Below are 13,608 nucleotides of genomic sequence, written 5' to 3'. Positions count from 1 at the left end.
TGTTCCGGTTCGACCACGAGATGATGTGATGAAGCTGATCCGCCGTCGTTTCCGATCTGTTACGGCGGTGTAACGAATGGGTATCGGCGATCGGGCCGTTTGGACGGTACCGCCGGAACTTCGCGGATGTATGGTGGGACAGGCAAGGAGAGCATGAGGACTGACGCTGGCACTCCACACCCTTCCCGGCAGCGACTAGCATTCCCGGATGGGACGTCATTCGTATCTGTCTTCGAAGCTGCGGTCGTGCCGGTTCGGCGCGGCGCTGCTCCCCCTTGGCGTGCTGACCAGCGTCGCCGCCCCCCTCGTTCGCCCGGCCTCCGCCCAGCCGCGCCGGGTCGAGCTCACGATCGCGGCTACGACAGACGTACATGGGCGCCTCCGGGGCTGGGACTATTTCACCGGTACCGCCGATCCCGCCCATTCGCTGGCTGCCGCCGCCACCATTGTGGACTCGGCGCGCCGTGCCAACCCGGATGGGGTGGTGTTGGTAGAGGGCGGGGACATTCTCCAGGGCAATCCGCTCCTCTACGTCGCGGCCCGGGTACGGCCCACTCCGGTGCATCCGGTCATCGCGGCCATGAATGTGATGCGGTACGACGCCGCTGTTCTGGGGAACCACGAGTTCAATTATGGCGTGCCGTTACTCCAGAAGGCCATCTTCCAGGCCGGATTCCCGTTCGTGGCCGCGAACGTTGTCGATGCGAAGGGGCGGCCCTTTGTCGCACCACTGACGATGGTGACCCGTCGTGGCCTCCGGGTGGCGATTGTGGGAGGGACCACACCGGGGGCCATGGTGTGGGACCGCGAAAATCTCAAGGCGGCCGGACTCACGGTCACCGATATTGTTCCCGCCGTTCGCCAGCGAGTGCAGGAGGCTCGTCGTCGCAACGCCGACGTCGTGATCGTCCTGCTGCACTCCGGGCTGTCCGAGCCGGCGAGCTACGACACCGTCGGCACCGGTCTGCCGTCGGAGAACGTGGCGGGGCGTATTCCGCGCGAAATTGACGGGATTGATGCTGTGGTCTACGGCCATTCCCATCGCGAACTGGTGGACAGCACCATCAACGGTGCGCTCGTCATGCAGCCCCGGAACTGGGCGGGGTCGGTGGCACTGGGCACCCTCACGCTGGAACGCCGGAAACGTCGCTGGGTGGTGGTGGAGCACAAGGGGCGGTCGGTGCGCGTGGCCGGACACCGGGAGCACCCCGAAGTCTTGGCGGCCTCCCGTGGCACGCACGAGGCCACGGTTGCCTGGGTGAATGCACCGGTTGGGCGCACGACAGTGGCGTGGCCCGGGGACAGTGCCCGCGTGGCGGACATGCCCATTACCGATCTGGTGAACGAAGTGATGCGCCGAACAAGCGGGGCCGATCTGTCAGCGACCGCCGCCTTTTCGCTGGACGCTGGTCTGGACATCGGCGCGGTCACCCAGGCCGAGCTGTCACGGCTGTATCCGTACGACAACACCCTGCGGGCGGTACGCATTTCCGGCACGCAGCTTCGGGCGTTCCTTGAGCACTCGGCGCGCTACTATCGCACCGTGGGCAACGATGGCGTGGCACCCAACGGGATTATTGATCCCTCGGTACCGGGCTTCAACTTCGATGTGGTGAGTGGCGCCGAGTACACCATTGACCTGCGGCAAGCCGCGGGCGCACGCATCACTCGCCTGTCGGTCAAGGGGCGCGACGTTCAGCCGACGGACAGTTTCACGATGGCGGTCAACAACTATCGTCAGGGTGGAGGCGGAGGCTTTGCTATGCTCGCCGGCGCGCCGGTGGTGTACAACCGCGATCTCGACATCCGTCAGTTGATCATTGACGAGGTGCGGAAGGCGGGAGCGCTCAACCCGGCGCAGTACGCGCAACGCAATTGGACGCTGGAGCCCGCGACGGCGCGTGCGCAAGCGTTCGCCGAGCAGACCCGCGGGCGTTCGGCCGAGCCTGGAGGCGGGAGGCCGGCCGGCACTACGGCGACAATGGGCGCCGCGCCGGCTCCGAAGGCTGGTCAGCGCACGGTTCGTGTTATTGCCATGAGCGACTTTCACGCCGCTCTGCGTCCCCAGTTTGATCAGGGAAACCAACCAGTCGGCGGCGCGGTGGCGTTGTCGGCCGCCATTCGACGCGCGCAGGCGGACTGTGTCTCCCCGGCCTGCGAACATGTGGTGATTGACGCCGGCGATCTGTTCACCGGCACGCCGGCCTCCGATTGGAACGATGGCCGCCCAACCGTGGATGTCGTCAACCGACTTGACGTAACCGCCGGTGCCCTGGGCAACCATGAGTTTGACTTTGGACAGGACACGCTGCGCGCGCGCCTGCGCGGTTTACGGCACGCGGTACTGGGCGCCAATGTACGTGGCCCTGACGGTCGTCGTCCGGAGTGGTTGCGCAGCGACACTATCGTTGATCGTCATGGCGTGCGCATCGGTATTGTTGGTGCCGCAGGAACCCACACCACGGAAACGGCGAGTCGCCGCAAGGTAGGGGCCCTCACATTTCTTGACCCGGTGCCGGTGTTCGCGGAGCGGGTGAAGGCATTGCGGGCCAGCGGGGCGCAGGTCGTCATTGCGGTTATTCATGACGGGGGACGCTGCGATCGCGATCGGCCAACGGTGTGCACCGGATCAGGGATTGATGTGGGGAAGCGTGTGGCGGCGCTCGGCGCCGACCGGCCGGATGTGTACGTCATGGGACATGCGCACGTGAACATGACGCTGGAGTTTGACGGCATGCCGGTGGTGGAGCCGACCTCCAGTGGGCGCGGCATCATCGTGGTGGACGTTCCGCTGGGCGGCGGAACGGCCGTCGCCACCATCGTACCGGTATCCGGCACTGTCGTGGCCGGTGCCCACGTGCAAATGGATTCCATTGTGCAGGCTGCGGTAGCGAGTGTCGCATCGCGCCTGTCGCAACCGGTGGCGACCCTGGCGGCCCCCATGCGACGAAGCGGTGCGCAAAACGCGGTGGGCAATTTGCTTGCTGACGCCATGCGCTCGGCGGCAGGAGCGGATATTGGCATGTGGAACAACGGCGGCATTCGCGCCGAGCTGGCGGCCGGGCCACTGACGTACGGCGGTGTGCATTACGTCGCGCCATTTGCAAACATGGTCACGCGTGTGCGTGTGCGCGGCACCACGCTCTTGCAGATTCTCGAATCGGTGTTGGAGCGCGGGCGACCTGACGCCCATGTGAGTGGGATGGTGGTAGTGTATGATGCCGCGCGTCCGCAGGGGGCGCGGATTGTCAGCGCGTCGGATGCTGCCGGCCGGGCTATTGACCCTGCGCGCATGTACACCGTGGCCATGAACGATTTCATGGTGGAAAACGACTTCCGCGAACAGCTTGCGGGTGCCGTGGCCACCGAGTTTCTGACGGTCAAGGATATCGATGCCGTCGCGGCGTTTCTCCGGCGACAGCCGCAACCGGTGCGTGGCGACGACACCGTTCGCATTCGCAGCATTCCTCCAGGGAGTTTGTGATGAGCCACGCCGATATACGCGTGTTCGTGAATGAGCGCGGGGTCAGTGTCCCCGCCGGATCCACCGCTCTGGCGGCGGTGCGTGCGCTGTTTCCCGAGGATGCCGATGGCATTGAAGCGGGTCGATTACGCCTCACCGACAGCCGCGGTTTGCCGACGGCCGCCGATACGCCCGTGAGCGGCGGCGCCATTTTTCGTGTGGTTACCGCGCGTGAGCGATTGGAGGATGCCTCCGCATGAGCCTGTCCACCGAGGGGGAGGGGCGGGTGTTGAATCCGGCGTTCATCAGTGTCTTGCAAGCGTTGCCCAAGGCCGAGTTGCATTGCCATCTCGACGGCTCGCTGCGGCCTGGCACTTTGCTGGCTCTGTCGGAAGCCCGGGGCATTACGCTCCCGCATCACGATGCCGCCGCGCTGGCCCGATGGATGCGGGTGGACGATGCGCATAACCTCGAGGAGTATCTGGCGCGCTTTGAGATCACGCTGGCCGTGATGCAAACGGCCGAAGAACTGGAGCGTATTGCGCACGAACTCGTGTTGGACGCTGCACTTGATGGCGTGCGATATCTCGAGGTACGCTTTTGCCCGTCGCTCAACATGCGCGAGGGGCTTTCCGGCGACGACGTGATGAACGCCGTGCTGCACGGCCTCATGCGCGGGGAGAAGGAAACCGGAACGGTGGCCCGCTGCATTGTGTGTGCGCTGCGCAGTCTTCCGTGGCCGCACAGCATGGAAATGGCCGAATTGGCCGTGGCCTACCAGCAGCGTGGCGTGGTGGCGTTTGACCTCGCAGGTGGTGAGTTGGGTAATCCCGCGCATGAACATGCTGCCGCCTTTGAGTACGCGCGGAACAACAACCTCGCGGTGACGGTGCATGCCGGGGAGGGCGATGGGGCGGGCTCCATTCATGAGGCCCTCCACCGTTGCGGTGCCAACCGCCTTGGACACGGGACCCGCTTGCAGGAAGATGCGGCGCTGGAAGCCTATGTCGTGGACCGTCGTATTCCGCTGGAAGTGTGTCCCACCAGCAATGTCCAGACGCATGCTGTGCCGTCCTTTGCGGAGCACCCGATGCAGCGCTATCTGGCATTGGGTGCTGTGGTGACCATCAACACGGATAACACCATGATGAGTGGCGTCACATTGACGGAAGAGTACAGCGCCTGTGCGCAGTATCTGGGGTGGGATTTCTCCACGTTGGCCCGGGTGTCGCTGAACGCCTTCGATGCGGCATTTCTCCCCTATACCGCACGGGTGGCACTTCGGGAACGGGCCGCCCGGGAGATTGCTCAACTGGCCACCGCCGTTCCGCCCATGTATCTCGGCGCCGAGGCTGCGGTATGAGTGGCTCTGCGGTCGGTGGGTCGGCGGCGGCCGCCGCCGCCGCGTACATCCGACAGCGCGTGGGTACCGCGTGGCAGACGCCCGTTGCTGGGATCGTGCTGGGTTCCGGGCTGGGCGGCCTTGCCGATCGGCTTGAGCAGCCGGTGCGCATCCCGTTCTCCCATGTCCCCGGTTTCCCCACGGCAACGGTTGCCGGGCACGCCGGACAACTCATGGTGGGAACTCTCGCCAGTCGCCCGGTCGTGCTGCTGGCTGGTCGGTTTCACATGTACGAAGGACACGCCGCAGGGCTCGCGGCCTTCCCGGTCCGGGTGCTGCACGCCCTCGGCGCCCCGGTGTACATCGCGTCCAATGCGGCGGGCGGGGTGCGCCGGACCTTCACTGCCGGTGATCTCATGCTGATCGCGGACCACATGAATCTCATGTTCCGCAATCCGCTCGTCGGCCCCACGGAGAGCGGCGACGAGCGGTTTCCCGACATGAGTGACCCGTACGATCCCGCGCTGCGCGCGCTCATGCGAGACGCGGCAACGGCAGTCAATGTCCCCCTGCACGAAGGGGTGTACTGCGGCTTGCTTGGGCCAACCTACGAAACGCCCGCCGAGGTGCGCATGCTGGAACGTCTGGGCGCAGATGCCGTGGGCATGTCCACCGTACCGGAGGTCATCATGGCGCGGGCGATTGGAATGCGGGCGGTGGCCGTGTCGTGCATTACCAACAAAGCTGCCGGCCTTTCACACGACAAGCTGAGTCATCAGGAAGTCATGGACGCCGGCAAGGCGGTGGCTTCCCGTTTTGAAGGACTCATTACGGAGTTTGTGCGACGGGTGTGAGTCGCGTACCGGTGCTTACCGCGCCCGTTGCTGGCTGCGCGGTAAGCTCGCCAGGCGCGTCTTGAACGTCTGGAAGCTGCGGGAATCACGCGTCAGAGAGCGCAGGACCACCGGGTCGATCTTGGCGATCTCCTGCTCGGTAATGCGAATGCGGCTTTCCTCAACCGGATGCGAGGCGAACCACGCCTCCACGGACCCCGGATTGCGCTCCCGCTCCCGCAGGAGAATGCGAAACATGCTCGGCATGCCGCGCGGGTCGATTCCGGCCCGCGACACATAGAGCACGCCGAACTTGTCGGACTCCGATTCGTCGTCGCGGCTGAATTTGGCGAACCCGAGCTGGGCTACCGCTGAGACACCCGTACCGGCCAATCCCTGGCAGAACGATGGAGCCAGAATGCAGCCAATGCTCAGACCGGCGTTGGCGCGCTGCGCGGCAGCCATCTGCTTCATGCTGTGGCGCTGCGTGACATGGGCAATCTCGTGTCCCAGCACCCCCGCCAGTTCGGACATGTTGGTGGTGCGCTCAATGAGGCCGCGGTTCACATAAATGTGTCCTCCCGGCACCGCGAACGCGTTGATCTCATCCTGATCCACCACATTGAAGCGCCACGTGAGGCTGCGGTCGTCTACCACGCGGGCAATGGAATCGCCCAGCACGTTGATGTAGCGCACCACCTCCGGGTCGCGCACCATGGGCAACTGCTGCTCGATCTGCTGCGCATACTGGTTGCCCATCTGCACTTCCTCGGCCGTGCCGGGAACGCAGGCGGCCACAAGACCGGCGACACTGAGCCGTGCCAGTCGCTTCACCATGCTGTGTTGCCCACTGATTCGCGCCATATTCCCTCCGCTATCGTTCATGCGAGCGTCGCCCCGGTGCTGGCGCGGCCGCGCGGTTTCCTGTCCCGACCATCTTGTACCCGCGATTCCCGCGAGTGACTCCACTGCCGTGAAGCTACTGACACTTGCCCGCGACCTGCAGCGCCGGAAGGCGCGGGAACGCCAATACCGGTTCGTGGCGGAAGGACTGCGCACGGTGGAGATGCTGCTGGCTTCGCCGCTTGAGGTGGCCGGTCTGCTGGTCACGGCCAGTTTGCGGGAGGATGACCGGGGGCGGGCCCTGCTGGCGATGGCTGAGGCCAGGGAGGTGCCCTTGGTCGAGGTCTCCGAGGCCGAGTTGGCCAGCGCCGCCGACACCGAGACGCCGCAGGGGGTGCTTGCCGTGGCAGCCATTCCCGAGCGGCGGCTTGCACCGCCGAGCGGGCCCGCCCGCTATCTCGTGCTGGATGCCCTGCAGGACCCCGGCAACGTGGGGACGGTGATCCGGACCGCGGCGGCTATGGGGGTCACTGCGACCGTGGCGCTGCCCGGCACCGTGGATGTCTGGAATGCCAAAGTGGTGCGCGGCAGCATGGGGGCCCTCTTCCATCACCCGGTGGTGATGATGTCGTGGGAGGACTTCGGGCGCTTTGTCGAAACCGCCGGGGTGGAGCTCTGGGCGGCCGACCTGGCTGGAGTCCCGCTGCCGTCGGTCAGCAGCGCCGACTGCCCAGAACGGTTGGGGATGGTGGTGAGCAACGAGGGGGCGGGGCTCTCGCCTCACGTGGCCGCTGCCGTTACCCGCACGGTGCATATCCCGATGGCCCCCGAGGTGGAATCGCTCAACGTAGCGGTGGCTACCGGCATTCTGCTCTACGCCCTGCGCGTGGCGTCATCATCGTCTCAGTCGTCCTGACGGCATGCAAGCACCGCTGCCATTCGACACGACCGCCCTCGACTCTGTCGAGTATACCGGGGCCATGACCTCGGGACTGATCGGCCATCTGGCATGGTCGGATCTCCTGCTGGTGCTGCTCCCGGTGTTTGTCGTGGGTGCCTCCATAGGCTCCTTCCTGAACGTCTGCATCTCCCGGTGGCCGCTTGAATTGAGCGTGGTGAAGCCCCGGTCGCGGTGCCCGCGCTGCGAGCGGCCCATCAAGTCGTACGAAAACATTCCCATTCTCAGTTGGCTGCTGTTGCGCGGAAAGTGTGCGGGGTGCGCCCTGCCCATTTCCATGCAATACCCGGCGGTCGAGCTGCTGGTTGGGCTCATGTGGGTTGCGGCCTTCTACTTCCTGGGGTTCAGCTTCGAGGCCGTTCGGGTATCGGCCTTTGCCACCTTGCTGTTCGGGATCGCCGTTACCGACTACAAGCACTATCTGATTCCGGACGGTTTCACCGTTTCGGGGCTCATCATGATGCTGCTCTTTGCCATCATGAACTTCTTCATTGACGAAAAGTCGCACTTCGTCTCGCCGTGGCCGGCCATTCTGGGGGCCTGTGTGGGCGCCGGCGCCATTACGATCATTGGCTGGCTGGCCGAAGTCATCATCAAGCGTGAGGCCATGGGGTTTGGCGATACCACCCTGATGGCTGTGGTGGGGGCGGCGATCGGGGCCGAGCGCTCCCTGCTCACGATTGTGGTTGGCGCCTTTGTCGGGGCCGTCACCTTCCTGCTGATCGTGGGCCCCATTGTGAAGATCCGTACCAGCAAGCGCGGGGAGCCGTTTGCCTTCCCGGATGTCCCCTTTGGCGTGTTCCTTGCGCCCGCTGCGTTGCTCACCTTGCTTTGGGGTGATGCGCTGATCACCTGGTACGTCGAGCGCGCGTTCTCCGCCTGAGTCGTCTGCCCATGCCGATATCGTTTCGTTCGCCGCGGCCCAATGCTGCGGCGGCACTGCTGATCTTGAGTGGCGTGTTGTTCAGCGCCTGCGGCGACAAACCCGCCAACGCTGGCGATGGTCCCTATGCCGATCTGGTGGCGGAGTATGTGCCCAAGATCGAAGCCGAGATGGGGCTGCCGTTCAAGTCGCCGCCCAAGGTGGAGAAGCGTAGCCGCGACGAGGTCGCCGTTTTTGTCCGCAAGCAGTTGGAGAGCGAGCGCGGCAAGCTGCAGATTGCCGGTCAGGAAGCCGTCTATAAGCTGCTTGGCATGGTGCCCGACACCATGCAGCTGGCCGTCTTGCTGCAAAAGCTGCTTGAGGAGCAGATCGTTGGGTATTACGACCCGACGACGAAGGTGCTCTACGTCGTGGATGGCGCCCCGGATATGCTGCTCAAGCAGACGGTCTCCCACGAACTGGTGCATGCGTTGCAGGACCAGTATGTGAAGATCGATTCGATTCAGGGGCTCGTGGACGATGGGGACCGTCAGGTCGCGGCCCAGTCGGTACTGGAAGGGCAGGCCGTGTTCATGCAGATGCGGATCGACCCCAACGCGGGGCCCATGCTCAAGATGCCCGGCGGCTGGGATCGCATTCGCGACATGATTCGCGACGGGTCGGTGGGAATGCCCGTGTTTGCTTCGGCTCCGCGAGCTGTGCGCGAGGGATTGCTGTTCCCGTACCTTGGCGGCGCCGATTTTGTGCGGCGGTTCATCAACGTGCGACCGGAGAAGGAGTTGCTGAGTGACCTGCCGGTCTCCACCAAGCAGCTCCTCAACGATTCGGCGTACTTCTCGGGTACGGCAGCGAACCGTGATCTCCCGGTTGCCGTGACTTTCCCGGCCCCACGTACCGGTACCGTCCTGTACTCCAATACCTTCGGGGAATTTGAGACGCGGTTGGCGCTGGTGCAGCACATCAAGAACGAGGAACTGGCCAGACGGGCCGCCACCGGTGTGGACGGCGACCGGCTCGCCGTGATGAACACGCCACAGGGCAACGCGCTGGTATGGGCGTCGGTGTGGGATTCGGCCGTGGACGCGGCGGATTTTCTGGACATCATGGCCGACGCCGCGCGGCGGCGATATGAACTGGGTAAGCCCAACGTGGCGCCGGGGAGCACCACCCGTCGCATTGAAGCCCCGGCCACGCCAAAGCGTGCCGCTCGATTGGTGACCTTGAGTCTGGAACAGCTGGACGGAAAGCCCGTAGTGATCTACATGGATCTTCCGGCAGGTCAGGCTGCTCCCATCGATGTGGCGCGCATCACGCTGAACGTTCCCGCAACGGGGCGTTGAGGCGCTGAGGCGTTGTCGCTCATGACGCGTTCATGACGAATCATTCTCCCGTACCCATGCCGTCGGCTGACGAATCGTTGCCGGCGGCGTTGCGCATCACCCCCGACGATGAAATGCGTCGGGTACGGCTGGTGCAGATGAAGCGCATTGCCACGCTCATGCTGGTCGTGGTGGCCATCGTGTTTCTGGTCGCGCGCATCTATGAGTCTCGTTACCCGGGCCTTGGCTATCTGCGGGCCTTCGCCGAGGCCGCCATGGTGGGCGGAATTGCCGACTGGTTTGCGGTGACCGCCCTGTTCCGCCATCCACTGGGCATTCCCATTCCGCATACGGCCATTGTGCCGTCGCGGAAGGATCGCATTGGCACCGCGCTGGGCAATTTTGTACAGCGCAATTTCCTGACCCGCGATGTCGTGGCAAGCAAGCTCACCAACATGAAGCTGGGCGAGCGGGCGGCCCAATGGCTCGCGCAGCCGGAGAACAGTCGGCGTGTGGCCCGGGCAGCGGCCCATGGCCTGTCTGGTGCCGTTGGCGTCATGCGCGACGAAGATGTGCAGGAACTGGTGGATCGCGGCATTGTGTCGCGGCTGCGTCAAATGCAGGCCGCACCGTTGGCGGCCAAGACCTTTGAACTGCTCACGGCCGACGGGCGTCATCAGGCGCTGCTGGACGATGCCCTGCGCCTTGCCGCGCGATTTCTCGATGAGAACGAAGAAATGATCCGGGAGCGGATCAAGAAGGAGAGTCCGTGGTGGGTGCCAGGTGCGGTGGAGAACCGTCTGGGTGACAAGATTGTAAGCGGGGTGGAAGCCACACTGGTCGCCGTGGCCGCCGATCCTGAACATCCGCTGCGCAAGCGCTACGACGATGCGGTGGACAAGTTCGTCGCCAACCTGCGGGAGAATCCGGAAACCATAGCGCGCGCCGAGCAGATCAAGCTGGACGTCCTGAATCACCCGGGCGTGGCGGAGTTCTCGCGCGAAGTGTGGGGCGACGTGAAGTCCCGTCTGGCCGGATACGCCGAGAAGCTGGCTACCGAAACGGAAGCGGAACCCGATCAGCTGGAGCGGTGGCTTGCGGGGTTGGGCCAGAAGGTACTGGCTGACCCGTCATTGGCGGACAAGGCCAACGGCTGGGTGGTGGAACTGGTGACCTACTCGGTGGAACAAGCGCGCGAAGAAGTGGCCAAGCTGATTGCCACAACGGTTGGCGCCTGGGATGCGAACGCCACCTCCCGGAAAATCGAACTGCAGATCGGTCGCGATCTGCAGTTCATCCGCATTAACGGGACGCTGGTGGGCGGATTGGTCGGGCTGCTGCTCTACAGCGCGGGGTTATTGCTGTAGGCCGCCCCCCGGCCGAACGGGGGGCTGTTCAGCGCAAGTCGGCGGAGACGGCGCGGCTTTTCCTACCCGATGGTGTGGTGCGTACCTCGGCTTTGTCCGCCGGGTGTTTCTCCGGCAGCGGCAGCAGGGCGAGGTGCAGCACTTCGTCCATGGTGCTGGCGAAAGTGAAGGCCATCTTGTCGCGAACCTCCTGCGGCACGTCGCGGACGTCCTTCTCATTGCCCTTGGGCAGAATGACTTCGCGCAGCCCCGCCCGATAGGCAGCGAGCACCTTTTCCTTCACCCCGCCAATCTCCAGGACCTTGCCGCGCAACGTGACTTCGCCGGTCAGGGCGAGATCGCGGCGTACGGGGCGGCGTGACAACGCACTCGCCAGGGCGAGGGTCACGGCAATGCCGGCCGATGGACCATCCTTGGGAATGGCGCCGGCGGGGAAGTGCAAATGCATGTCGCATTCGCGGAATTCGCTGTCGGCAATGCTCAGCGAGGCGGCGCGCGATCGAACGAAGGAATAGGCCGCCTCCGTGGACTCGCGCATGACGTCACCCAACTGCCCCGTGACCGTCAGCTTGCCGACGCCCGGCATACGCAGGGCTTCGATGGTCATGAGTTCACCGCCGGTGCTGGTCCAGGCCAGCCCGGTTACCGCGCCGATCTCAGGTTCTTTTTCCGCCTCCTCCTGAGAGAAGCGCGGCGGACCCAGCAGATCCTCGGCACGTGTCACGCCGATTTCCCACGTGCTTTCGTCGCCGTCGGCTTTCGCGCGGGCGCGTTTGCGCATGAGGGTGGCAATGGAGCGCTCGAAGGTGCGAAGCCCGGCTTCGCGCGAGTACCGGCTGGTAATGAACCCCAGCACCTGCTCCGAAATATGCAGGTCTTGATCGGTGAGGCCGTGGTCGTCGAGCAGGCGCGGAATGAGGTAGCGCTGCGCGATCTCCACCTTTTCTTCGATGGTATAGCCGGCGATGCGAATGACCTCCATGCGGTCACGCAACGGGCCCGGGATATCAAACAGGTTGTTCGCCGTGCAAATGAACAAACAGCTCGACAGATCGAACGGCAGGTTGAGGTAGTGATCGACGAAGGTCGTGTTCTGCGACGGATCGAGCACTTCCAGCATGGCCGCAGTGGGATCTCCTGAGGGGCCGCCGCTCGACATCTTGTCGATCTCATCGATCATGATGACCGGGTCGCGCACTTCCACCCGACGCAGCGCCTGAATGAGCATCCCCGGCATGGCACCGACGTACGTGCGGCGGTGTCCGCGGATTTCCGCTTCGTCACGCACCCCGCCCACGGAGATGCGATAGAACTCTCGCCCAATGCTCTTGGCGATCGCCTCGCCGAGCGAGGTCTTGCCGGTGCCCGGCGGACCGACGAGGCAGAGAATGGGGCCGGTGGGGTCACCGCCGCGCAGCTTGCGCACGGCGAGGTACTCCACGATACGCTCCTTGGCTTCGTCGAGACCGTAGTGCCGTTCTTCGAGCGCGGCTTCGACTTTCGCGAGGACGATTTCGGCGTCGTCGCCGCTGCGCTTGTGCCAGGGCAGGGCCAGCACCCAGTCGAGGTAGGTGCGGAGCACCTGATACTCGCTGGAGGCCGGCGAGAGCATGCGGAGACGCTCGGTTTCGCGGCGCGCTTCGCTGGCGACTTTTTCCGGCAGGCGCGCTTCCTCAATGCGCCGCAGCAGATCGACCGACTCCTTTTCGTTGGGGTCGGCCTCGCCCAATTCCGATTGAATGGCCCGCAGCTGCTGTCTGAGGTAGAACTCGCGCTGGTGTTGTTCAATCTTGATTTCGGTCTGCTTCTTGACGTCGTCCATGACGCGCGCGCGCGCCACTTCACGCTCAAGGCGCGAGAGGATGAAGCGGATGCGCTGGCCGATGTCGAGGCGTTGAAGCACCTCTTCCTTGTCGGCGATGCGCAGGTTCATATTGGTGGCCGCGAGGTCGGCAAAACGTCCCGGGTCGGAGACGTTCATTTTGAGGATCTGCGGCACCTCATTGGGAATGCGGTCTACCAGCTCCGCCAGCGTTTCCGCGGCGGTGACGGTGCGGGCCACCAGTTCATCCAGTTCGGCTGCATCCGGCGGGGTTTCGCGGGCGCCCTGGATCTGGGCAATGGCAAACGGCTCCACCTGATCGACGGCGTCGATGGTGATGCGTCGCAGCCCCTGCAGGGTGATCTGGACCGTCTCGCCGGGCAGATTGATGCGTTCGTGCACGCGGGCGGCCACGCCGACCCGCCCAATGAACCGATGGGGGTCGATGGCGTCGTCCCCGTCGCCGGAGGCGACGACCAGCGCCACCACGAGCCCTGATTCCTCGTGGGCCCGGAGCAGCGCGAGGTTTTCAGGCGCCCCCATTTGCACCGCGATGGTCCCCAGGGGGTACACGATCGTGGAACGCAGCGCCATGAGGGGCAGCGTTGGGGGGAGCTCCGCGCGGAGGATTTCTTCCTTCCGCTGGCCGCGGGGCATCGGGATGGCGGGAAAACGCGGATTCTGAGGCGACACGTGGCTGGCAATGAGTGTGACAGCGTGATCCTGTACCCGGCAATCTACGGGGACCGGAAACCGGAGCAACGCGTGATTCCGACGC

General features: G+C 64.6%; 10 protein-coding genes. 8 read left to right on the top strand and 2 right to left on the bottom strand.

Features of this window, described 5'->3' with window-relative positions; translation table 11 throughout:
• The first annotated feature begins 208 nt into the window (after window positions 1-208).
• Genes GEMMAAP_RS11975 through GEMMAAP_RS11960 form a run of 4 tightly spaced genes read left to right on the top strand, consistent with a single transcriptional unit; the run spans window position 209 to window position 5,659 of the window.
• A complete protein-coding gene (locus GEMMAAP_RS11975) occupies window positions 209-3,484 on the top strand; it encodes a 5'-nucleotidase C-terminal domain-containing protein (protein ID WP_053334093.1) in 3,276 nt (1,091 codons plus the stop codon).
• Complete coding sequence (locus tag GEMMAAP_RS11970) at window positions 3,484-3,723, top strand: hypothetical protein (RefSeq protein ID WP_026849588.1); 240 nt, start codon at window positions 3,484-3,486, stop codon at window positions 3,721-3,723. The genes GEMMAAP_RS11975 and GEMMAAP_RS11970 overlap by 1 nt, the downstream gene beginning before the upstream one ends.
• Complete coding sequence (gene add, locus GEMMAAP_RS11965; RefSeq protein WP_053334094.1) at window positions 3,720-4,826, top strand: adenosine deaminase; 1,107 nt, start codon at window positions 3,720-3,722, stop codon at window positions 4,824-4,826. The genes GEMMAAP_RS11970 and add overlap by 4 nt, the downstream gene beginning before the upstream one ends.
• Entirely contained in the window at window positions 4,823-5,659 is an 837-nt protein-coding gene (locus GEMMAAP_RS11960) for a purine-nucleoside phosphorylase (RefSeq protein WP_026849589.1), read from the top strand. The genes add and GEMMAAP_RS11960 overlap by 4 nt, the downstream gene beginning before the upstream one ends.
• Before the next feature lie 15 nt (window positions 5,660-5,674).
• On the opposite strand, the gene GEMMAAP_RS11955 is transcribed toward GEMMAAP_RS11960, so the two are convergent.
• Window positions 5,675-6,523 (bottom strand): M48 family metallopeptidase, encoded by an 849-nt coding sequence (locus GEMMAAP_RS11955; protein WP_082821271.1) that lies wholly within the window; start codon window positions 6,521-6,523, stop codon window positions 5,675-5,677.
• An 88-nt stretch (window positions 6,524-6,611) separates the two neighbouring features.
• Between GEMMAAP_RS11955 and GEMMAAP_RS20310 the strand changes: the two genes are divergently transcribed.
• The 4 genes from GEMMAAP_RS20310 to GEMMAAP_RS11935 are packed head-to-tail and all read left to right on the top strand — an operon-like array spanning window position 6,612 to window position 11,008.
• The gene (locus GEMMAAP_RS20310; protein WP_026849591.1) at window positions 6,612-7,397 is read left to right on the top strand and encodes a TrmH family RNA methyltransferase; all 786 of its coding nucleotides are present in this window, start codon (window positions 6,612-6,614) and stop codon (window positions 7,395-7,397) included.
• Window positions 7,398-7,401: 4 nt separating this feature from the next.
• The gene (locus GEMMAAP_RS11945; RefSeq protein ID WP_026849592.1) at window positions 7,402-8,322 is read left to right on the top strand and encodes a prepilin peptidase; all 921 of its coding nucleotides are present in this window, start codon (window positions 7,402-7,404) and stop codon (window positions 8,320-8,322) included.
• Window positions 8,323-8,333: 11 nt separating this feature from the next.
• Window positions 8,334-9,662, top strand: coding sequence for a hypothetical protein (locus GEMMAAP_RS11940; protein ID WP_026849593.1), 1,329 nt, complete (start codon window positions 8,334-8,336; stop codon window positions 9,660-9,662).
• Between the two features lie 32 nt (window positions 9,663-9,694).
• On the top strand, window positions 9,695-11,008 hold the full coding sequence (locus tag GEMMAAP_RS11935; RefSeq protein ID WP_082821270.1) for a DUF445 domain-containing protein: 1,314 nt from the start codon (window positions 9,695-9,697) through the stop codon (window positions 11,006-11,008).
• Between the two features lie 28 nt (window positions 11,009-11,036).
• Here GEMMAAP_RS11935 and lon read toward each other — a convergent pair whose 3' ends face one another.
• Window positions 11,037-13,523 carry an endopeptidase La gene (lon, locus tag GEMMAAP_RS11930; protein WP_158514842.1) on the bottom strand — a complete coding sequence of 829 codons (2,487 nt, stop codon included), beginning with the start codon at window positions 13,521-13,523 and terminating at the stop codon, window positions 11,037-11,039.
• Window positions 13,524-13,608: the final 85 nt, after the last annotated feature.

This window comes from Gemmatimonas phototrophica (assembly GCF_000695095.2).
Classification (GTDB): domain Bacteria; phylum Gemmatimonadota; class Gemmatimonadetes; order Gemmatimonadales; family Gemmatimonadaceae; genus Gemmatimonas; species Gemmatimonas phototrophica.
The sequence above is the reverse complement of the archived record's forward strand: the minus strand, read 5'-3'. Positions and strand labels throughout refer to the sequence as shown.

What these genes read in the sequence shown, in the direction of transcription:
- add (WP_053334094.1), top strand. Translation starts at nt 3,720, where the DNA reads ATGAGCCTGTCCACCGAGGGGGAGGGGCGGGTGTTGAATCCGGCGTTC.
- GEMMAAP_RS11970 (WP_026849588.1), top strand. Translation starts at nt 3,484, where the DNA reads ATGAGCCACGCCGATATACGCGTGTTCGTGAATGAGCGCGGGGTCAGT.
- GEMMAAP_RS11940 (WP_026849593.1), top strand. Translation starts at nt 8,334, where the DNA reads ATGCCGATATCGTTTCGTTCGCCGCGGCCCAATGCTGCGGCGGCACTG.
- GEMMAAP_RS11975 (WP_053334093.1), top strand. Translation starts at nt 209, where the DNA reads ATGGGACGTCATTCGTATCTGTCTTCGAAGCTGCGGTCGTGCCGGTTC.
- GEMMAAP_RS11935 (WP_082821270.1), top strand. Translation starts at nt 9,695, where the DNA reads ATGACGAATCATTCTCCCGTACCCATGCCGTCGGCTGACGAATCGTTG.
- GEMMAAP_RS11960 (WP_026849589.1), top strand. Translation starts at nt 4,823, where the DNA reads ATGAGTGGCTCTGCGGTCGGTGGGTCGGCGGCGGCCGCCGCCGCCGCG.
- GEMMAAP_RS11945 (WP_026849592.1), top strand. Translation starts at nt 7,402, where the DNA reads ATGCAAGCACCGCTGCCATTCGACACGACCGCCCTCGACTCTGTCGAG.
- GEMMAAP_RS11955 (WP_082821271.1), bottom strand. Translation starts at nt 6,523, where the DNA reads ATGAACGATAGCGGAGGGAATATGGCGCGAATCAGTGGGCAACACAGC.